Source organism: Agrobacterium sp. CNPSo 3708 (genome assembly GCF_028674915.1).
GTDB classification, from domain to species: Bacteria; Pseudomonadota; Alphaproteobacteria; order Rhizobiales; family Rhizobiaceae; genus Agrobacterium; species Agrobacterium cavarae.
In genome coordinates, this window is sequence record NZ_JAQZSF010000008.1 from 96,987 (window position 1) to 118,247 (window position 21,261).

The 21,261-nt window shown below is 57.1% G+C and carries 18 protein-coding genes and 1 riboswitch; of the genes, 7 read left to right on the forward strand and 11 right to left on the reverse strand.

The annotated features are described in order from the left end of the window. Positions 1 to 544 precede the first annotated feature (544 nt). From PVA19_RS17730 to clpP, 5 genes are all read right to left on the reverse strand, one after another. Positions 545 to 1,447: a DMT family transporter gene (locus tag PVA19_RS17730; RefSeq protein WP_274103712.1), complete on the reverse strand. Its 903-nt coding sequence runs from the start codon at positions 1,445 to 1,447 to the stop codon at positions 545 to 547. A gap of 128 nt (positions 1,448 to 1,575) precedes the next feature. Further along, a riboswitch (FMN riboswitch) is annotated at positions 1,576 to 1,724 on the reverse strand. Positions 1,725 to 1,862: 138 nt separating this feature from the next. Further along, positions 1,863 to 2,138 carry a DNA-binding protein HupB gene (gene hupB, locus PVA19_RS17735; protein WP_062425544.1) on the reverse strand — a complete coding sequence of 92 codons (276 nt, stop codon included), beginning with the start codon at positions 2,136 to 2,138 and terminating at the stop codon, positions 1,863 to 1,865. Between the two features lie 201 nt (positions 2,139 to 2,339). Continuing rightward, on the reverse strand, positions 2,340 to 4,757 hold the full coding sequence (lon, locus tag PVA19_RS17740) for an endopeptidase La (protein WP_274103713.1): 2,418 nt from the start codon (positions 4,755 to 4,757) through the stop codon (positions 2,340 to 2,342). Between the two features lie 411 nt (positions 4,758 to 5,168). After that, positions 5,169 to 6,446 (reverse strand): ATP-dependent Clp protease ATP-binding subunit ClpX, encoded by a 1,278-nt coding sequence (gene clpX, locus PVA19_RS17745; RefSeq protein ID WP_062425546.1) that lies wholly within the window; start codon positions 6,444 to 6,446, stop codon positions 5,169 to 5,171. A gap of 359 nt (positions 6,447 to 6,805) precedes the next feature. Next, complete coding sequence (clpP, locus tag PVA19_RS17750; protein ID WP_062437784.1) at positions 6,806 to 7,438, reverse strand: ATP-dependent Clp endopeptidase proteolytic subunit ClpP; 633 nt, start codon at positions 7,436 to 7,438, stop codon at positions 6,806 to 6,808. 416 nt (positions 7,439 to 7,854) lie between these two features. Here clpP and PVA19_RS17755 point away from each other — a divergent pair, with 416 nt between their 5' ends. Both PVA19_RS17755 and PVA19_RS17760 read left to right on the forward strand, forming a co-directional pair. Continuing rightward, complete coding sequence (locus PVA19_RS17755) at positions 7,855 to 9,102, forward strand: GGDEF domain-containing protein (RefSeq protein ID WP_274103714.1); 1,248 nt, start codon at positions 7,855 to 7,857, stop codon at positions 9,100 to 9,102. A 163-nt stretch (positions 9,103 to 9,265) separates the two neighbouring features. After that, positions 9,266 to 10,513 carry a cytochrome P450 gene (locus tag PVA19_RS17760; RefSeq protein ID WP_274103715.1) on the forward strand — a complete coding sequence of 416 codons (1,248 nt, stop codon included), beginning with the start codon at positions 9,266 to 9,268 and terminating at the stop codon, positions 10,511 to 10,513. On the opposite strand, the gene PVA19_RS17765 is transcribed toward PVA19_RS17760, so the two are convergent. Further along, the gene (locus tag PVA19_RS17765) at positions 10,503 to 11,489 is read right to left on the reverse strand and encodes a helix-turn-helix transcriptional regulator (RefSeq protein WP_274103716.1); all 987 of its coding nucleotides are present in this window, start codon (positions 11,487 to 11,489) and stop codon (positions 10,503 to 10,505) included. The genes PVA19_RS17760 and PVA19_RS17765 overlap by 11 nt on opposite strands. 118 nt (positions 11,490 to 11,607) lie before the next feature. On the opposite strand from PVA19_RS17765, the gene PVA19_RS17770 reads away from it, so the two are divergent. Then, positions 11,608 to 12,270: a glutathione S-transferase family protein gene (locus PVA19_RS17770; RefSeq protein ID WP_274103717.1), complete on the forward strand. Its 663-nt coding sequence runs from the start codon at positions 11,608 to 11,610 to the stop codon at positions 12,268 to 12,270. A 36-nt stretch (positions 12,271 to 12,306) separates the two neighbouring features. Here the strand turns inward: PVA19_RS17770 and PVA19_RS17775 are convergent, their stop codons facing one another. From PVA19_RS17775 to PVA19_RS17790, 4 genes are all read right to left on the reverse strand, one after another. Continuing rightward, entirely contained in the window at positions 12,307 to 12,663 is a 357-nt protein-coding gene (locus tag PVA19_RS17775; protein WP_130977420.1) for a cupin domain-containing protein, read from the reverse strand. Between the two features lie 47 nt (positions 12,664 to 12,710). After that, positions 12,711 to 13,994 carry an O-acetylhomoserine aminocarboxypropyltransferase gene (locus PVA19_RS17780; protein ID WP_274103718.1) on the reverse strand — a complete coding sequence of 428 codons (1,284 nt, stop codon included), beginning with the start codon at positions 13,992 to 13,994 and terminating at the stop codon, positions 12,711 to 12,713. Positions 13,995 to 14,078: 84 nt separating this feature from the next. Beyond that, entirely contained in the window at positions 14,079 to 14,513 is a 435-nt protein-coding gene (locus tag PVA19_RS17785; RefSeq protein ID WP_274103719.1) for a CoA-binding protein, read from the reverse strand. Between the two features lie 485 nt (positions 14,514 to 14,998). Next, positions 14,999 to 15,892 (reverse strand): LysR family transcriptional regulator, encoded by an 894-nt coding sequence (locus PVA19_RS17790; RefSeq protein ID WP_274103720.1) that lies wholly within the window; start codon positions 15,890 to 15,892, stop codon positions 14,999 to 15,001. A 63-nt stretch (positions 15,893 to 15,955) separates the two neighbouring features. Here PVA19_RS17790 and PVA19_RS17795 point away from each other — a divergent pair, with 63 nt between their 5' ends. The 4 genes from PVA19_RS17795 (at position 15,956) to rpsI (ending at position 19,022) form a co-directional block, all read left to right on the forward strand. Continuing rightward, positions 15,956 to 16,633, forward strand: a complete 678-nt coding sequence (locus tag PVA19_RS17795) for an NADPH-dependent F420 reductase (RefSeq protein ID WP_274103803.1) — start codon at positions 15,956 to 15,958, stop codon at positions 16,631 to 16,633. A gap of 367 nt (positions 16,634 to 17,000) precedes the next feature. Continuing rightward, the gene (locus PVA19_RS17800) at positions 17,001 to 17,837 is read left to right on the forward strand and encodes a DMT family transporter (protein ID WP_062425554.1); all 837 of its coding nucleotides are present in this window, start codon (positions 17,001 to 17,003) and stop codon (positions 17,835 to 17,837) included. 250 nt (positions 17,838 to 18,087) lie between these two features. Further along, complete coding sequence (rplM, locus tag PVA19_RS17805; RefSeq protein WP_062425555.1) at positions 18,088 to 18,552, forward strand: 50S ribosomal protein L13; 465 nt, start codon at positions 18,088 to 18,090, stop codon at positions 18,550 to 18,552. Positions 18,553 to 18,554: 2 nt separating this feature from the next. After that, positions 18,555 to 19,022, forward strand: a complete 468-nt coding sequence (rpsI, locus tag PVA19_RS17810; RefSeq protein WP_045018729.1) for a 30S ribosomal protein S9 — start codon at positions 18,555 to 18,557, stop codon at positions 19,020 to 19,022. A gap of 91 nt (positions 19,023 to 19,113) precedes the next feature. Here rpsI and PVA19_RS17815 read toward each other — a convergent pair whose 3' ends face one another. Then, a complete protein-coding gene (locus PVA19_RS17815; RefSeq protein ID WP_274103721.1) occupies positions 19,114 to 21,069 on the reverse strand; it encodes an acyltransferase family protein in 1,956 nt (651 codons plus the stop codon). Between the last annotated feature and the right edge of the window lie 192 nt (positions 21,070 to 21,261).

Here is a 21,261-nt window from a genome sequence, read left to right on the forward strand (position 1 = left end):
CGGACAACTCGCTCATCAAGCGATTCAAGAATTATAAAGAGGTTTCGCACCATAAGTATCTCGTCGTCCTCATGATGAAGACGCGAGTAATGGGATGAACCATGTCAGTACACACGCTCGCCACCCTGGCGCTTATTGCCTTGCCTATTTATTTCTTTTTCCGATGGGTTCAGTACGACTCGGAGAATCAGGACAAGCAGCGATGAGCCTATGAAACTCACCTCACTTTAAAAAACTACGCCCTTTCCGACAGACGTTTTCGCACTGATCGAAGGTCATTCGCACATGCCTTGTGGACAGTTTGCTGCCGCTCAAGTCCTGTGCGTGCCCTCCCCTCGGCGAATGCCATCGGAGAAGAGCACCTTCGACGCCTGACAAAGCGCTTGGCGCGACAAGCTTCCTGTTGGATCCACAAAGGACGCGTCTCACGCTTTGACTCTGCGCATCGTGCTTTTCCGAACACCGATTCCGATTTTCGGGCCGATGCCTTAGGCGTTTAGCCATGGCACCGGGCGTAGCGCGCCCGGTGTGGTTGTATTTTCCGTCACGAGACGACCACCGCTTCCTTGCCCGCTTCACGCAGCATGAGGAAGAGTGACGCGACGAGGATAAGAGTGGCACCGAGCCAGAGATAGCCGCTCGGCGCGTAGCAAAACACCAGCCAGCCTGCAAGAACGTTCAACGGTAGCTTCAGATCGTCGAAGGGCTGCACATAGGCCGCATCAGCGGCGTTGTAAGCGAGCGTCAGGAGATATTGCCCAAGCGCCGTCAGCAGCCCTGCCGCAAGCAGCAGCCAGAGCGCAAGACCTTCCGGAACAGCAAAGCCAGAAGCTGCGGCGAGGCCCGCATTGATTGGCGTCAGCAGGACGAGGAGCCAGACGGTCACCGTCTCGGGCGGCTCGTGATGCGTGAGGTTCTTCATGATCAACGACGATCCACCCCACAGCAGTGCGGAAAGCACAGGCAGCAGCGCGGCCATGGTAAAGCTGTCCGACCATGGCTGCAGGATGATCATCGCGCCGATGAAGCCCGTGAGTGTTGCAAGCCATCTGTCGCGGCCGACGGTTTCACCCAGGAAGAGCCGAGCGCCGATGATGATGAAGAAGGGCGAGGTCATGACAAGCGCGATCGCCTGCCAGATCGGCACTGTCACCAGCCCCGTCACCCAGGCCTGAACACCGAAAGCGGCAAGCAGGACACGGAAGATGTGGCGGAAGGGATAATCGGTCTTCATTGCGCGCAGGCCTAGCCGAACCAGCAAGGGCAGCGAAAGGATGAGCGCGAAACCATATTGCCAGAACGCCGTGGATGCCGGCGGAAAGCCGAGCGTCATGGCGAGCTCCTGGGTGACGACGTTGAGTGCGGCAAAGGCGATACCCGCCAGAACCATAAAACCGGCGCCGAGAACGGCCCGGGAGCGGAAGAGCGAAACAGTGCTCTGATTCATGTCATGTTTCCTTTTCCAAAGGACCAACACAAATCAGGACAGATGAGGACGACGGAAACCGCATCGGCAAGGACACGATGAAACGCGCACTGCCTCCCCCTGCTTTCGCAGATGAGAGCGCAGCCTGACCTCATTCTCTTTCATCCGGACTATACCGTCGGCTCCGGAGTTGCACCGGATCTGCTGACCCTGCCCTCTTTCGAAGAACAGGCGCTCGCGGGCTTGAGGTTTCCCTCTCACCGCCGGTGGGGAATTACACCCCGCCCTGAGAACGAATGCCGGAAGGACCGGCGAAATAGAAATATGGTACGCCAAGCCACAACGCAAGATGGTCAAAAAGAAAGCCCGGCGCGGAGGCCGGGCTTGCAGGATATCGAATTGTCATTGACCTCATGCGAGATGAGGTCGGGACGGATCAGCTGTTGACCGCGTCCTTCAGGCCCTTGCCTGCAGAGAACTTCGGGACGTTGCGAGCAGGAATATCGACCTCTTCGCGGGTCGCCGGGTTGCGGCCCTTGGTTGCCTTGCGGTGGCTGACGCTGAAGCTACCGAAGCCAGCGAGACGGATGTCGCCACCAGCCTTCAGTTCGTTCTGTACAGTTTCAAATACGGCGTCAACGGCAGAAGCGGCATCAGCCTTGGACAGGCCAGCCTTCTCGGCAACTGCGGAAACGAGCTCGTTCTTGTTCATGTTTCCATCCCTTTCAGTGGTATGAAACGACTCAAAATCAGGTCCGCGCAGAATAGAGTTCTATTCGCGCACCGCCACCCAAAAGCGACGGAATCGCCTGAAAAACAAGAGGTCTCGTGGTTTTTTCACAAAAAAGGCCGGCATTTCCGCCGGCCTTCCAGAAGTTCTGTGCTAATTTAGCATCATAGATCGCTCAAAATCTTAATGTGCGATCGTCTGGCCGCCGTCATCAACACCCTCAACAGTCGCAATCACCGGCGTTTCGATGCTGCCATCCCACTCGATCGGCTCGGGTTTACGGGTCAGAGCATGCTCAAGAACCTCACCCATTCGGGACACCGGAATGATCTCCATGCCGTTCTTCACGTTGTCTGGAATGTCCGCCAGATCCTTGGCGTTCTCTTCCGGGATCAGCACCTTCTTGATGCCGCCGCGAAGCGCTGCAAGCAGCTTTTCCTTCAGTCCACCGATTGGCAGGACACGGCCGCGAAGCGTGATCTCGCCCGTCATCGCCACATCCTTGGAAACAGGAATACCTGTCATGATGGAGACGATGGCCGTCGCCATGGCGACACCTGCAGACGGACCGTCCTTCGGTGTTGCGCCTTCCGGCACGTGCACGTGGATGTCGCTCTTGTCGAAGCGTGGAGGCTCGATGCCGAAATCGACCGCGCGCGAACGGACATAGGACGCCGCCGCCGAGATGGATTCCTTCATCACTTCCTTCAGGTTACCGGTCACGGTCATACGACCCTTGCCCGGCATCATCACGCCTTCAATAGTGAGCAATTCGCCACCCACTTCGGTCCAGGCCAGACCCGTGACGACGCCGACCTGATCCTCACGCTCGGCCTCGCCGTGACGGAAGCGCGGCACACCTAGATAGTCGTTGATGTTTTCAGCCGTGACTTCGACCGACTTGGTCTTGCCCTTGATGATCTCGGTGACAGCCTTGCGGGCGAGCTTCATCAGCTCACGTTCGAAGTTACGAACACCGGCTTCACGGGTGTACTGCTGGATGATGGCCATCAAGGCGCCATCCGTCACGGAGAACTCCTCCGGACGCAGGGCATGTTCCTTGATTGCCTTGGGCAGCAGGTGCCGCTTGGCGATCTCGCGCTTTTCGTCTTCGGTGTAACCGGCAATACGGATCACTTCCATACGGTCCATCAGCGGACCAGGAATGTTGAGCGTGTTGGCGGTTGTCACGAACATGACGTCGGACAGATCGTATTCCACTTCCAGGTAGTGATCCATGAAGGTGGAGTTCTGTTCCGGATCCAGCACCTCGAGCAGAGCCGACGATGGGTCGCCACGGAAATCCATGCCCATCTTGTCGATTTCATCGAGCAGGAAGAGCGGGTTCGCCTTCTTGGCCTTCTTCATCGACTGGACAATCTTGCCCGGCATGGAGCCGATATAGGTCCGGCGGTGACCGCGGATTTCCGCTTCGTCGCGAACGCCACCAAGCGCCATGCGAACATATTCGCGACCAGTTGCCTTGGCGATGGACTTCGCAAGCGAGGTCTTACCGACGCCTGGAGGACCAACGAGGCACAGGATCGGTCCACGGATCTTCGTCGCACGGGCCTGTACGGCCAGATATTCGACGATACGTTCCTTGACCTTGTCGAGACCAAAGTGGTCCAGATCCAGAACCTGCTCGGCAGCGTTCAGATCAACCTTGACCTTGGACTTCTTGCCCCATGGCAGACCGAGCAGCCAGTCCAGATAGTTGCGCACGACCGTGGCTTCCGCCGACATCGGGCTCATCTGGCGAAGCTTCTTCATCTCCGCTTCGGCCTTTTCCTTGGCTTCCTTGGAGAGTTTGGTCTTGGCGACGCGTTCTTCCAGTTCGGCCATCTCGTCACGGCCATCTTCGCCGTCGCCGAGTTCCTTCTGGATCGCCTTCATCTGTTCGTTCAGGTAATATTCGCGCTGGGTCTTCTCCATCTGGCGCTTGACGCGCGAGCGGATGCGCTTCTCAACCTGCAGAACGGAAATTTCGCCTTCCATGAAGCCGAGAGCCTTTTCCAGGCGCTGCTTCACGCTCACCGTTTCGAGCATTTCCTGCTTTTCGGTGATCTTGATGGAGAGGTGCGAGGCAACGGTATCGGCGAGTTTGGAATAGTCGTCGATTTGTCCAGCAGCGCCAACCACTTCCGGCGAAATCTTCTTGTTGAGCTTTACGTAGCTTTCGAACTCGGACACAACGGAACGAGACAAGGCCTCGATCTCAACGGCATCTTCTTCCGGCTCGTCCAGAATCGTTGCGGTTGCTTCGTAAAAGTCTTCGCGGCCGGTGTATTCTTCGATCTGTGCGCGGCCCTTGCCCTCGACAAGAACCTTGACGGTACCGTCGGGCAGCTTCAGGAGCTGAAGAACGTTGGCAACCGTGCCCACTTTGTGAATCGCAGACGGATCCGGATCGTCATCGCTCGCGTTGATCTGGGTGACAAGCATGATCTGTCTGTCGGAGCCCATGACCTCTTCCAATGCGCGAATGGACTTTTCGCGTCCGACAAACAATGGAACGATCATATGTGGGAAAACGACAATGTCGCGCAGAGGAAGTACGGGATAGGTACCGCCAGATGCAGCAGACGTGATGTTCGTCATATCATTTCCTTTCCATGGTCCCTATTCGGGACGCTTGCCGGACGTCTTGGGAAGTTTCCGGCATATTCTTATTCGTGACTGAAAGTGGAGTTTCGCACTGTCATTTTCAAGTCACGGAAACCAGCAACCCGCTGTCTATCGTGGGGCCGCATACCTTTGAAAAAAAGATGGGCGTGAATACGCTTTTTACTCTCCACCCCCGCCGGGCCCGCGAAGGTGGATTCGATGAGCGACCTTCACCACAACGTCACACCATCACACAAAGCACTGGTAAGACTCTATCAGCAAAGCATAATCCGCTCCAACTCAAAATCGGATACGGGCACGGTTATTCGCTATTTCGAGGTTTAAAACAGAAAAAAGGCCCGCCAATGGCGAGCCTTTTCCATTTGATTGCGATCAGCCTGGCAATCAGGCCGACACATTCGCCTTTTCGTCCTGACGATCGGCGTAGATGTAGAGCGGGCGAGCGAGGCCGCTGACGACCTCGTCCGAAATCACCACTTCGCGGACGCCTTCCAGCGTCGGCAGGTCGAACATCGTGTCGAGCAGGATCTTTTCCATGATCGAGCGCAGACCGCGGGCACCTGTCTTACGGGTGATGGCCCGACGGGCGATTTCACGAAGCGCGTCCTCGTGGAATGTCAGTTCAACATCTTCCATCTCGAATAGGCGCTGGTACTGCTTGACCAGAGCGTTCTTCGGCTCGGACAGGATCTGGATCAGCGCATCCTCATCGAGATCCTCGAGCGTTGCCAGAACCGGCAGACGACCGATGAATTCGGGGATGAGACCGAACTTGACCAGGTCTTCAGGTTCCAGTTCACGCAGCACTTCGCCAACGCGGCGATCGTCTTCTGCCTTGACCGTTGCACCGAAGCCGATGGATGTCTTCTCGCCACGGGCGGAGATGATCTTGTCGAGGCCAGCAAATGCGCCGCCGCATATGAAGAGAATGTTGGTCGTATCCACCTGCAGGAATTCCTGCTGCGGATGCTTGCGACCACCCTGCGGGGGAACCGATGCGACCGTGCCTTCCATGATCTTCAGAAGTGCCTGCTGAACGCCTTCGCCAGATACGTCGCGCGTGATGGACGGATTGTCCGACTTGCGGGAAATCTTGTCCACTTCGTCGATATAGACGATACCGCGCTGGGCGCGCTCGACATTGTAGTCGGCAGCCTGGAGCAGCTTCAGAATGATGTTTTCGACGTCTTCACCGACATAACCGGCTTCGGTCAGCGTCGTTGCGTCCGCCATGGTGAAGGGAACATCGATGATGCGCGCGAGCGTCTGGGCAAGATAGGTCTTGCCGCAACCGGTCGGGCCAACCAGCATGATGTTCGATTTCGCCAGTTCGACATCGCCGTTCTTGGAGGCGTGCGCGAGGCGCTTGTAATGGTTGTGAACGGCGACAGACAGGATCTTCTTCGCCTGTTTCTGGCCGATGACGTATTCATCGAGGATCTTGATGATGTCCTGCGGGGTGGGAACACCCTCACGCGACTTCACCATCGAACTCTTGTTCTCCTCGCGGATGATGTCCATGCACAATTCGACGCATTCATCGCAGATGAACACTGTCGGCCCGGCAATCAGCTTCCGGACTTCGTGCTGGCTCTTGCCGCAGAATGAACAATAGAGTGTATTTTTCGAGTCGCCGCCGTTGCTGCCGCTGACTTTGCTCATATCTCTTTCCTTCCAGCACGCCGCAGGTCCGCAAAGCGGATCGCGGTCAACTTACCGCCTGCAAATGCGACCGCCATTTCGGGCCTTCGCATCCGCTTCGTTCCCGGGGTACTAGCCGTATCAGATATATGAACTGACGCACGGCGGCAACGAATTCCCCTTAAAACCCCGGAACACGCGTGCTCCGGTATGTCTTCCGATGCTCTCCCTCAAAGCTTTACGTCGTTCGGGAGAGCTTGGTTCAGACTACGTCATAAAAATTCAACATAGCCTTAATATGTACTATTATCGCTTTATTCGCCGGTTTAAAGCCCAGAATTACGATCAGGCCAATAAACCGGCATCGTCAAGCAGTCGCCTTAATTCGCGGAAACGCCTTCGATTTCCTGGCGGGAAGTGAGGATCTTGTCGATCACGCCCCAGTCCTTCGCTTCTCCGGCATCCATAAAATGGTCGCGATCGAGCGTCTTTTCAACGTCTTCCAACGTACGGCCGGTGTGTTTCACATAGACTTCGTTCAGGCGACGCTTCATCTTGATGATGTCTCGGGCATGACGCTCGATGTCGGATGCCTGGCCCTGGAAGCCGCCGGACGGCTGGTGAACCATGATGCGGGCGTTGGGCGTTGCAAAGCGCATTCCCTTTTCGCCGGCTGCCAGAAGCAGCGAGCCCATCGAGGCCGCCTGGCCAACGCAAAGCGTAGAGACGGCAGGGCGGATGAACTGCATCGTGTCATAGATTGCCATGCCGGCCGTTACGACACCACCCGGGGAATTAATGTAGAGCGCGATTTCCTTCTTCGGGTTTTCCGCCTCGAGGAACAGAAGCTGGGCGCAAACGAGCGAAGCCATGTGATCTTCGACAGGACCTGTCAGGAAGATGATGCGCTCTTTGAGAAGACGGGAGTAGATGTCATAGGAGCGCTCACCGCGGTTGGTTTGCTCCACGACCATCGGCACCAGAGCCATGGCGGTATCAACTGGATTTGTCATGTCCGTCCTTTATCCAATTCTAGCCCGGAAGCTCCGAGCGCCCGGAATCATTATTCGTCAACTCACTACATAGAGTGTCCTTGGTCGGCACTTCAAGACTGAGGCAGCGGATATCCTTAATAGCGAGGACAATTCTTGCGCCGCTTTAAAGATGAAATCCCTTGCAGACCAGTCTCTCATCGCTTGCGCCGGTTCCTCATCAACGACGAACAGCCGGACTGGTCAACAAGCGGTTAAGCGGAACGAGAGGTGACGAATTCTTTACGTAACGTAAGGAAGATACTTTGCGTGAGAGTTTTTCGTTGAAAGTTACCTGTCGCAGGACTACACGTCGAAGTGGCGTTCTCGACCTTACTCCTCGATCACACTCGACGGTCAGACGAAGCGACTCATTGAAATTTAACTAGGATTGCGCTGTGTTCCAGGCCCAAACAGGCATGCTTCTCTGGTCGTTGGAAACATCGACTCTCGCTGCATTGCTGGCCGTGCTCTGGCTTCATTCGTCCTCCAAGAAACATCACCTGTTTTTCGCCTGCGGTTTTGCGGCGGTGGGCGCCGGCTCTGCGCTCGTGGCGCAACGGGGTTATCTCGCTGATTTCTGGACGATCACCGTTGGCAACACGCTTGCGCTTTCGGCCTTCGGCTTTTGGCTCGCCGGCCTGCTTCGCCTTGAGCGGCGGAAAATCGAGGGGTGGATTTTCATTCCACCGCTTTTGTGGCTGGCCTTCATGTTCCTGCCGGCGGTGCGCGACAGCATGCTGGCACGCGTTCTCGTCTATCATGGCTGCGCGGCAGTCGGTTACGTCACCATCGCCGGCGTCGTGCTAACCTCCAAAGAGCCGGTCTCAACGACGCGCAAGATCTTTGCCGTAGCCCTCGTTGTGCACGCGCTGATCGGTCCTCTGACCGCAGCCCTGATCATTCCCTACGATTCGCTTGCCGGCCAGACGCTGCCGCTGACAGCACCGGTCGCCTACTCGGCCGCTTTCAGCTTCGTCGTGCTGATGATGATTGCCTTGAAGATGTTCATGGAGGACAATGAGCGGCGATTGCACCGTCTTTCAATAACCGATCATCTGACAGGCGTTCTTAACAGGCGCGGACTGATGGAAGCCTATTCTGAGATCAGGAAGGCGCCGGAACATCGCTCATCGCAACTCCTGCTTGCTTTGTTCGACATCGATCATTTCAAGAAGATCAACGACCGCCATGGTCACCAGTGCGGTGACGAGGTGCTGGTTCAGTTCTGCGATCTCGTCAATCGCATCGTCGGCAAAAAGGGCATCTTCGTGCGCATGGGCGGCGAAGAGTTTGCCTATCTGCTGCCCCACGACGACCTGAACGCTGCGCTGAGGATCGTCGATGGCGTGCGTGTCTATTTCGCTCGTCTTTCCACCGAGGGGAGAGAGGAAAGCTTTACCTCCACGGTGAGTATCGGCATCTACTCCGCCCCGATCGCGGAGGCGGAACTGGATCTGATGCTGAAGATGGCGGACCGGGCGCTCTATGCAGCGAAATCCGCAGGCCGCAATCGCACGGTCGTCAATGACGGCATTGCCAATGTCGTGCTCCCGGCTGATGACCGGGGTGAAGACCCGCACGACAATAATGCCGACCGGCAGGTCGCGGCACTCAACCGCATCGCGGCGATGGGTAACAACTGACTGTCTATTCTCAGCCTCGCCTCTCTTTCCCGTCAGCTATGTTTTCGCTAGAGCGCCGTGCGTCCTTTAGGACGCACAAAGGACGCTCTAACTTTTTGAATCTACGCATCGTGCTTTCCGAAAATCGATTCCGATTTTCGGGCCGATGCTGTAGAGGTTGGACATGAACACGATGCCTGACTTTATCCACATCGACGCGCAACAGCGCTCCGTTTCGCTCGACGCCCGTAACCCGGCGTTTTATGGCAATCCAAACGCCACATACGCTCTTCTCCACGCACACTGTCCAACCTTCTACTGGGAGGAACAGAAGCAATGGTTCTTCACCGGTTATGATCACGTCAACGCGCTGTTGCGTGACCGTCGCTTCGGGCGCCAGATCCTTCACATCGCCACACGAGAAGAACTTGGCCTGCCCGAGCCGCTCGAACACACTCAGAATTTCGATGCGGCAGAGCGTCATTCCCTGCTCGAGATCGAGCCGCCGGAACACACCCGGCTTCGCACCCTGGTGAACCGCGCCTTCGTCTCCCGCCACGTGGAGAAGATGAAGCCTGAGATCGAGACGCTCGCCCACGGGCTTATCGACCGCTTCGAAAAGGACGGTCAGACGGAGCTTCTCTCCTCTTTTGCCGATATCATTCCCGTGACGATGATTGCCCGGATGATCGGGATTCCGGAGGAAATGGGGCCGCAGCTACTCAAATGGTCGCATGCCTATGTCGGCATGTACATGTTCAAGCGCAGTCGCGAAGACGAGCTTGCCGCCGACCGTGCGGCCAATGAATTCGCCGATTATGTGCGCAGCGTGATTGCCGAGCGTCGGGCTGAGCCGAAGGACGATCTGCTCAGCCACATGATCCATACGGAGCATAAGGGTCAGTTTCTGACCGATGATGAACTGATCTCCACAACAATCGTCCTTCTCAACGCCGGCCATGAAGCGACCGTCCACCAGATCGGCAACTCGCTGCGCGTCATTCTGGAAAGCGGCCTCGACCCTCAATCGCTCTTCGGCGACGAGAAGACGACCGAACGGACCGTGGAAGAGACGCTTCGAATCGGTGCCCCCGTCCATATCTTTCAGCGCTGGGCTCTGGAGCCGGTGGAAATCGACGGCGTGAAATTCGAGCGAGGCGACAAGGTCAGCCTCATCCTCGCCGCCGCCAATCTCGATCCGCTAAAATTCAGCGATCCCCTCAACTTCAAGCCGGATCGTGCCGAGGCCCCGAACCTCTCCTTTGGTGCGGGCATCCATTTCTGCATCGGCGCACCCCTGGCGCGGCTGGAACTGAATATCGTCCTGCCTCTGCTCTTCCAGCGCTTGCCGCATCTCACGCTGGCGAGCCAGCCGAAGGTCAAGGACGTCTATCACTTTCACGGTCTGGAACGGCTCGACCTCACTTGGTGAGGTCGTCTGCTCCCCGCGCGTAACGGTGCATCAACGTTTCGATCGCTTGACGCATGGCGTCTCGCAATTCCGGCGGGTCGATCACTTCGACCTCCGGCCCCAGTTTCAACATTTCATGGACGGCCATATGCCTATGCGCCACCGGCAGCCGCACCGTCTGCCACCCAGCCTCGTCGGCCTCTCCAACGAAACCGATATTGGCGCGGACGTAAGGTGGAGCGGTATGCTCGATCTCTTTCAAGCCGTGGGGTGAAATTCGTATCGTCGCCCAGTTCGGATAAAGATCGAGTTCGAGCCTTCTCGTGTTCTCGTTCCAATAGGCCGCCAGATCGAAACCCTTCGGCCAGTCGAAGCCTTCATCGGTCACGATGAGATCGAGGACGCGGGATATGCGATAGGTGCGGGGTGTGTTTTCAACGCGTGCGACGACGTACCAGGCACCCCCCTTCATGACGATGCCAAGCGGATCTGCGACCCGTTTTTTTTCAGCCGTCCATGACCGATAGCGGATGCGGATGCGCTTGGAACTCCAGACGGCACCGGCAATGGCTTGCAGATAATGCGGCTGCTCACCTTCGGCGAGCCAAGTTGGTGCATCAAGATAGAATTTCGTCTGCAGGCGTCGCGCGCTTTCACGCAAATCCTCCGGCAAGGCGGCCGTCAGTTTCTTCTGCGCGCCCGCCATCAGCGCCCCCAAGCCGAGATCTGCGGCAGCGCCGGGAATACCCGACAGAAACATGGCCTCCGCCTCGGACGGTGTCAGCCCATTGAGGCGAACACGATAACCATCAAGAAGACGATACCCGCCATCCGAGCCTCGTTCGCTATAGACTGGGACACCTGAGAGAGAAAGCGCATCGATGTCGCGATAGATCGTTCGCACAGAGACATCGTTCTCCGCAGCCAGCACCTCAGCCGTCACCAGCCCTTTCGCTTGAAGGGTGGTGAGGATGTTGATCAATCGGCTCGCACGCATCGAAAAAATCCTGTTTCTCGATTTATGTCTAATCCAACCTGACATGATCTGACAGGTATGAAAGCGCAATCTCTGGTCATCGCGAAATCGCGAGATTAATCAGCACGGGAGACGACCGATGACGACGAACCACGAAGTAACACTCTTCTATTCACCGCAAACACGTGCCACCGGTGCCCGCATCTTGCTGGAGGAGTTGAACGTGCCTTATGAGTTGCACGTCCTGAACATGAAGGCAGGCGAACAAAGACGGCCGGAGTATTTGACCATCAACCCGCTCGGCAAGGTGCCGGCGGTGCGCGCCGGTGATACGCTGATCACCGAACAGGGCGCGATCTATCTCTATCTGGCCGACCTCTTCCCACAAGCCGGGCTCGTCCCTTCCCTCACCGACCCGGATCGCGGCGCCTATGTCCGTTGGCTGTTCATCTATGGCAGCTGCTTTGAACCGGCCATCTACGACCGCTACATGAAACGCGAGCCGGGCTCTCTCAATGAAACGCCCTATGCGAGTTACGACTCGCTAATCGACATGCTGGAAGTGCAGCTGGAGAAGGGACCCTACCTGCTTGGCGAGCGGTTCACAGCCGCCGATCTTCTGTGGGGGATCGCGCTTACCTGGACGACGATGTTCGGCCTTGTGGAAGCCCGTCCGGCTTTTCAGCGATACATGGATCGCATCGGGGCTCGTCAGAGCGTGCAGACAGTGACCGCCGATGACGCCACTATGGTCGCAGAGCATGAAGCTGCCGCTGCTGCGCTGAGCAAGCCAATGTCGTGATGAGCGATGGAGACGACGCTTGTGGCTGCGGCTGGTCTAGAGCCGGACGACATAGTCCTTTCGCGTCGTCTCCACCACTTCCCAGGTGCCTTTGAAGCCTGGGCGGATGATCTGGCGATCGCCCGCTTTTAGGTGAATTGGCTCTCCACCATCCACCGTCAGAATCGAGTGGCCCTCCAGAATGTTGAAGTACTCCCACTCATCATACTCCACCCGCCACTTGCCGGGTGTCGATTGCCAGATGCCGGCATAGAGACCGCCTTCGGCCTCCTCCAGGTTCCAGCTGGTGAATTTCGGATCGCCAGCAATCAGCCTGTCGGGCGCCGGAGCGCCCTCCTCCGGCTGAATGGTGGAAAGATCGCCGTCAGGCTTGAAATTCAGTGTCAGGGCCATGGGCGATCTTGTCCTTTCAGATTGAGACTTCTCAAGTTTTTCGGTCGTCAGATTTTCGCCAGCGACTGCTCCAGGTCAGCGATGATGTCCTTCACATCCTCGATGCCGATAGAGAGACGCACCACGTCTGGGCCTGCACCGGCAGCAACCTGCTGCTCGGGCGTCAGCTGAGCATGGGTGGTCGATGCAGGGTGGATGACGAGAGAGCGGGTATCGCCAATATTGGCAAGGTGCGAGAAGAGCTGCAATCCTTCCACCAGCGATTTACCGGCCTGGTATCCGCCTTTCACACCGAAGGTGAAGACGGACCCCGCGCCCTTTGGCGAGAAGCGTTGTTGCAGAGCGTGGTTGTCGCTGTCTTCCAGCCCCGCATAATGCACCCAACCGATCTTCGGATGCGCCTTCAGCCATTTGGCAACCGCAAGCGCATTGTCGGAGTGGCGCTGGACGCGCAGCGGCAGCGTTTCGATGCCGGTGAGAATCAGGAAGGCGTTGAAGGGGGAAATCGACGGGCCGAGATCGCGAAGGCCGAGGACGCGGGTGGCAATGGCAAAGGCGAAATTGCCGAAGGTCTGGTGCAGGACGACACCCGAATATTCCGGACGCGGCTGCGAGAGAGCCGGAAACTTGTCCGATGCGGACCAGTCGAACGTACCGCCATCGACGATGATGCCGCCCATGGAGTTGCCGTGGCCTCCGAGAAACTTCGTCAGCGAGTGGACGACGATGTCGGCACCGTGTTCGATCGGCCGAATGAGATAGGGGCTCGCCATTGTGTTGTCGACGATCAGCGGCAGCCCATGCCTGTGCGCCACCTCTGCAATGGCAGAGATATCGACAAATGCGCCGCCCGGATTGGCGAGGCTCTCGATGAAGATCGCCTTCGTCCTCTCATCGATTTGGGCTTCGAAGTTCGCAGGATCAGCGGCATCCGCCCAGCGCACCTGCCAGCCGAAGTTTTGGAAGGAGTGGCCGAACTGGTTGATCGAGCCGCCATAAAGCTGGCGGGCGGCCACGAAGTTGTCTCCGGATTGCAGCAGTGTGTGAAAGACCAGCAACTGTGCTGCGTGGCCCGACGCCACGGCGAGCGCCGCGGTTCCGCCCTCAAGGGCTGCAACGCGCTCTTCGAGAACCGCCTGCGTCGGGTTCATGATGCGCGTATAGATATTGCCGAACTCCTTCAGGCCGAAAAGCGCTGCCGCATGGTCGGAATCACGGAACGCGTAGGCCGTGGTCTGGTAGATCGGCGTGGCGCGCGCGCCAGTGGTCGGGTCTGGCTGCGCACCGGCGTGGATAGCAAGGGTAGAAAAGCCCGGCGTATGGTCTGACATGGTGTCCCTCCGACTGTCTTTTTAAACGAGCACAGAAAGGATCATATCGCTTCGACGGCGAAAGATAAGTGCGAACTATCCTAACTATCGTTCGATATTGAGACGAGGATGCTCAATGGCCGGGCAGCGATCCATGATCACTTCCACGCCGTAATGCTCCCCCTTCGCCGCGGCATCATAATCCTTCACGCCCAATTGCGCCCAGACGACTTTGGGGCGGGGTGACATGTGGATCACCTCTTCCATGACGCCGGAGAGATGCTCCGATGCGCGGAACACATCGACCATGTCGACGGGCTCAGGAATATCAGCGAGCTTGGCATAGACCTTTTGCCCAAGGATTTCCTTGCCCTCATGGCCTGGATTGACCGGGAAAACCTTGTAGCCCTTTGAAAGAAGAAACGACATGACGCCATGGCTGGGGCGCGCGGAATTTGGAGAAGCGCCAACCAGCGCGATCGTTGTCGTGTCGGTCAAAATGCGACGAATGTCCTCGTCGGCATAATTGTCGTGATCCATGATCGTCATCCTCCTTTTGGTGGCTGATCCAACTCTAGATCGAGATGGTAGTGGGTAAAGCATGAATTCCCTGGCGCAGAAAAGGATGCGTAAATTTGCATCTCGCGCTGCCCTTTTATATGGCACCAGGGCAAATGCCCGATCGTACCACCTTTGTTCGAACTTCGTTCACCATCACTTTAGCAACTACTTATAGTTACATTAGCAATTTACGTCGCGTCTATAACAAATCCCAATCTGAAACGTTTGAGCTTCAATAAAAACAAAGTTTTAGTGACAATCTTACTTTTTTGGATGTTTGATGAAGTAGTTCATACATTCTTGGGTTGTATAATCTGCGCGTGTCGATGACACACTGCGACCTTTTATAACACGGCGTTTTCGCCGGATTACAAACCGTCTTGGCTCATAATTCCAGCAATTCCCTCCAGCAGATATGCTGCCTCATCTATCGGATGACGAAGGGGTCGTCGCGATCGACGACCTCATTTCAAACCGAACTCGTCGACAATGGCGTCAATGAAGCTCTTCACTTTCACTGTGGGACGACGCCCTGCGGGATAGAGAACATGCATGGGGCGGGAGGGGCCCTCGTAATCGGGCAGGACTCGCACAAGCCTGCCAGCCGCGATTTCGCCGCTGAGGACGCCCTCCGGTCCGAGCGTGATGCCATAGCCATCCACTGCAGCATGCAGAAGCGTTTTCCAGTCGTTGCTACGGATTCTCCCTGTCGCCTGAATTTCTTCGACCTGCCCTGCGCGCGTAAACTGCCATCGGCAAGGGATGGAGGGTGACCAGTAGGCATAGGCCAGACAATCGTGGTGCTGAAATTCAGATGGTGTTCGCGGCGTCCCGCGTTTGGCTAGATAGTCCGGCGACGCGCAGGCAATCAACCGATAGGGCGCCAGTGCATGTGCAACAAGAGAGGTGTCCTCGACCTCCCCGATCCGCACCATTACCTCGAAGCCTTCTTCCAAAGGATCGACGAACCGGTCGTTGAGTGTCAGATCGATTTGCATCTGCGGATATCGCCTGAGATAGCGCGTGACGAAGGGTGCCAAACTAAAAGCGCCAAAGGTCATCGGCGCATTGACCCGCAAGACGCCGCTCGGCAGAGACCGCATGTCCTGGGCCAGCGTTTCCGCCGCCTCGGCCTCTGCCAGAACCAGCTTGCAGCGGTCGTAATAGGCGCGACCGACGTCCGTCAGGCTCTGTCGTCGCGTCGTGCGGTGGAGAAGCGTTGTGCCGAGCCTGTCTTCGAGAAAGACGACATGCTTGGCAACCATTTGCGGTGACATGCCCATCGCCTCTGCGGCGGCGGCGAAGGATCCGACTTCGGACGCCTTGACGAAAACCGCCATGCTGGTGAGCCTATCCATGATTGCCTCTTACTGGTTGGGAATGTCATCTCATCATGGTGATTTATCGCATATCCGACATGAATTAAACCTCTCTCACCATCAACACGGAGACGAGATATGAAAATTGGAATCATCGGTGCGGGCTTTGTCGGCAGAGCCATAGGCAAGCTAGCCGTTCGCGCGGGCCATCGGGTGATGTTGAGCAACTCACGCGGACCGCACACCTTGTTCAGTATGCGTCACGCCGTAGGTTGCGAGGTCGGAACGGTCGATGAGGCGGCGGCATTCGGCGACATTGTCGTCATCGCCATTCCCCTTGCGGCCTACCGCTCGGTGCCCGTCGCAGTTCTCAATGGCAAGGTGGTCATAGACACAGACAATTATTATCCCGATCGTGATGGGCAGATCGTCGAACTCGACGACGGCAAGATCACAACGAGCGAATTGCTTGCACGGCATCTGCCGCAATCCCGGATCATCAAGGCCTTCAACGCCATCACCATGAACGATCTGGAAAAGGACGGCCTGCCCGCGGCGGCTGGCGAGCGTCGGGCTCTGCCTCTCGCCGGTGATAATGAAGAGGGAAAGACGATCGCCAAAACGCTCTATGACCAGTTCGGATTCGAGGCAGTGGATGCAGGTGGTTTGGCCGAAGGCTGGCGTTTTGAACGCGGCACACCAGCCTATTGCGTGCGAATGACCGCAGCCGAGCTAGAAACTGCTCTTGCCAAAGTGGAGCGTCACGTCGTGGACGCGTGACGCCGTCTATTGCAACGGCATAAGCCTTTGAAATCGAAATCGATCGTCGGAAAGCATGATGCATCGTTTCAACGGTTAAGAACGTCCTTGTGCGTCCCGGAGCGAAAACCTCTCGGTGGTCATCAACTCTGTTGTGGACCACCGAGAGGTTCAACCTTATCGCCACATCGTGCGGAAGCGGACCTCCCTCACCCCGTTTTACAGAGTAGAAGGCCAAGGAATTATAGGCGTCGATCGCTGTTTTCCGCTTCGCTTTGTAAGCGTTAGCGCCTTGCTTTATCGCATCTCATCATCGCAAAACCGCGTAACACTTTCGCGCCACATGCTCTAAGGTCGGATTTCCATCCAGACGCTTCATGAGTCGCCCGTGTCCCTTGATGTCCTGCTTCTTGTCCTCTTCGGCGCCCTTCTGCATGCCTCGTGGAACGCCCTTGTCAAATCCGGATCGGACAAGGCGCTGGATGCGTCGTTGATCGCTGCGGGTGCCGCCATCTGTTGTGTTCCCTTCCTGCCGTTCCTGCCTCTTCCCGGCCTCGTCGCGCTCCCCTTTCTTGTCGCGTCCGCCTTCCTGCAGTTCGCTTACTTCCGGCTGGTCGCCGCAGCCTATACGGTCGGTGATATCGGCCTCGTCTATCCCGTCATGCGCGGCGTTGCGCCTTTGATCGTGGCAGCAAGCAGCAGCCTGTTTCTCGATGAAAGGCTGAGCACCGCTGCCTTCGCCGGCATTGCTGTCATTTCGGCGGGCATCCTCACCCTTGCCTTCGAGGCACGCCGTGGCGGTCGAAAGGCCATTTTGCTGGCGCTCGCCAATGCAGTGGTCATTGCGGGCTACACCTTCGTGGACGGTGTTGGTGCGCGGACCTCGGGCAATGCCATTTCCTATACGCTGTGGATGTCCCTGCTCCCGCCTGTCCTGCTCTTCTCCTATGCCTTCTATCAACGTGGTTATCTGCCGGTCGTGCAGCATGTGAGGCGCAACTGGTGGCGCGGTCTTGCCGGTGGCGGCGGATCGATTTTGTCCTACGGCCTTGCATTGTGGGCAATGACGCAGGCGCCGGTGGCGGTGGTCGCAGCCCTGCGCGAAACCTCCATTCTGTTCGCCATACTGATCTCGGTTTTCCTGCTCAAGGAGAAGGCCAGCATCTGGCGCTACGTCGCCGGCGGCATCATCGCGATGGGCGTTCTCATCATGCGCTTAGGCTAAGAACCCCATGATTTTGTGTGGTATTATAAAACCACATCATTAACATGCTGTTTTTTATACGTTATTTTTGAAGGTTGCGTTTTTGCGCCTGTTGACGGTTTGCGGCGCACCGCTTATAAGCGCGCCAGACTGAATTCTCCTGGAATACATGTCTTCCGGCACGCGCAAATGCGGCCAAATCAAGCAACAAGAAACGCCCGCATCCAATCTGGCAACAGCCGGATGACGGGTCCTAAAGAAAGTGAAAAGAATGTCTACTTTCGTTCAGAAGCCCGCTGAGGTGGAGAAGAAGTGGGTCATCATCGACGCCGAAGGCCTCGTTGTTGGTCGTCTCGCCACCCTCGTTGCTACCCGCCTGCGCGGCAAGCACAAGGCAACCTACACCCCCCACGTCGATGATGGCGACAACGTCATCATCATCAATGCGGAAAAGGTTGTCTTCACCGGCAAGAAGTATTCCGACAAGAAGTACTACTGGCACACCGGTTACCCGGGTGGCATCAAGGAGCGTACGGCTCGCCAGATCATCGAGGGTCGCTTCCCGGAGCGCGTCGTTGAAAAGGCTGTCGAGCGCATGATCCCGCGTGGTCCGCTCGGTCGTCGCCAGATGAAGAACCTTCGCGTTTACGCTGGTTCGAACCACCCGCACGAAGCACAGCAGCCTGTCGCTCTCGACGTTGCATCGCTGAACAAGAAGAACGTAAGGAGCGCCTGATAATGGCCGATCTTTCCTCCCTGAAAGACCTCGCCCCGGCATCGGAAGCTTCGGCTCCCGTACACGTCCGCAAGGTTGACACTCTCGGTCGCTCCTACGCGACCGGCAAGCGCAAGAACGCCGTAGCCCGCGTATGGGTCAAGGCTGGTTCCGGCAAGATCATCATCAACGGCCGTGACTTCACTGCCTACTTCGCACGTCCGGTTCTGCAGATGATCCTGCAGCAGCCGCTCGTTGCAGCAGCACGTGCAGGTCAGTTTGACATCATCGCGACTGTTGCCGGTGGTGGTCTCTCCGGTCAGGCCGGTGCCGTTCGTCACGGTGTTTCCAAGGCTCTCACCTACTTCGAACCGGGCCTGCGCCCCGTTCTGAAGAAGGGTGGCTTCCTGACCCGCGACAGCCGCGTTGTTGAACGTAAGAAGTACGGTAAGGCCAAGGCTCGCCGTAGCTTCCAGTTCTCCAAGCGCTAATCGCTTCTGGAATGCAAAAACCGAAAAGGCGGGGCCTCGGCTCCGCCTTTTTCTGTTGGTGGTTATCTCTCAGTGGTGATGACACAGGCTGTCAGTTGAGCGGCAGCGGGATGGATCCGGTTATGCCATCGGCACCAAACAATTCGTCCGCGACCGCGGCGGCAATCCGTTCGGCCCCTGCTCTGGTGTAATGGCCTCTGTCGGCGATATAGGCCACACCGTCCAGGCCAAAGTAACAGCCACCCTTTGAAGTAGGATCACAGAAGAGCTGCTCCGGCAGCACCTTGCTCACGTCCTGAGGCAAACCCGAGTTCAGGAGCTGGTAGCCACGACCGGTGTTTGCCTCGAAATCGGCTTTCGAAAACTCGAAGCTTGGCGCAGGGTCGCCCCGCAACATACGCGAGGCCATAAGGTCCACCACAGGCTTGTCGAAACGCGGAGCCGGATAGACGATCACCACCTGTTTTCCGGTCGCCTCCAGCCGCTGGACAGTCTCACGAAGATTGTCGGCAATCGCCTGCAGCGGGATCGCTCCATTGGCGTATATCTCGCTGTCGATCTGCATATAGGGCGCGGTGAGGAAGCTGACCCACGAGGCTGACAGGATAACGGTTTCGACATTGCTGGCCGCCAGATAATCCAATGCGCGCCGGTTGAACTCTTCGCAATTGGCAGCGCCTTCATCTCTTGCGACAGAAACGCCAAGGATAGGCGCACAGAAGCCATGGGTCAGCTGCACCATACCGATGTTGCGGCGCTTGAACTCTTCCTGCAAGGCCGGAGAAATCGACGCACCGATGGAATCGCCCCAGACGGCAATCGTCCGGCCGCTGCCGATATTGAACATGCATTCCATGCTGGGAAGAGCAGGAATGCCGTCTTCTCTCTGGAAGAGACAGTTATCGTTCCAGGTGGTGCGATCGACGAATTCCCTGACATTGTTCGGTAACCTGGAGGGCAGACCCTCTTTCACATCGCCCCAGGCGCCGAAGCCCACCAGCCCGACAGCCAGGGCGCAGGCCGCACATGCGAGTTTGGTAAAGCGTACCCGTTGGCCGCGAAATGGCTGTTCGACGAAATACCAGCTCAGGGCTGAGAGCAGCAAAACAAGACCTATCAATCCGCACATGACGATCGTCGATGGCGGTTCGGGGCTGCGAATGCGCCAGAACGCAAAGACGGGTTGATGCCAGAGATAGGCACTGAAACTGATCCGGCCGAGCCACACCAAAGGAGACAGGGCGAGGATACGTCCGACGACGCTGGTCTGCGAGGCAAACAGCAAAATCAGAGCTGTGCCTCCCGTGGGGAGCAGAGCCACCAGCGAGGGAATATTGAGCGAAGGATCGAACAGAAAGATCGACAGAATGACGAGGGACAGGCCCGCTGCCGCCAGAACATCGCTGGTGCGCCGGTCTTTACCAAAGACCTGAAATGCACAGATCGAGCCGAGAAGAATCTCCCAGACCCGGGTCGGCAACAGGTAGTAATTGGCGACGGGAAAAAAGCGGGAGCCGGCTTCGCTCAAAAGCAGGCTGCTTAAGGCAAGGGCGAGCACAATGGAGAAGATCATCCTGATCTTGAGCCGGAACAGAAAGAGCAGCGGGAAAAGGAGATAGAACTGCTCCTCAAGACCGAGGCTCCATGTGTGGATCAGCGGGACTTCCGCCGTCTCGGGGGAGAAGTATCCGGTATTTCTCAGGAAGTAGATGTTGGAAAGTGAAAGCGTCGCCGCCATCAGGGTCTTGGAAAACTGCTCGTAGGCGTCCGGCAGCAGCCACATCCAGGCAAAGGGTATGGTACAGAGGAGGACGAAGAATAGTGCAGGAAGAATGCGGCGTACGCGGCGCGCGTAAAAACGGCCGATCGAAAAACGCCCCTCCGCATATTCGCGCAGAATCACCTTGGTAATCAGATAACCGCTGATGACAAAGAAGATATCGACACCGATATAGCCGCCATCAAAGGCTGCGAAACCCGCATGCGCAAAAATGACGGCCAGCAATCCCAAGGCGCGCAAACCGTCAATTTCGGGTCGATAGTTCATAAAAACCACATGTCACGTTGCGTATAGCTAGCCTTCGAGAAGCGGCGATCACAGAGTCAGGCGCAGTTCCGAACCCCTGAAGCGCCAGGGTGATCGGAACTGCGCCTGACTTGCTGGAAATGCCGGGGACAAAAAGACCCGAACACGACGGTGAAGCTGTCGGATATACTATCAGATTAGGTGTTTACGAGG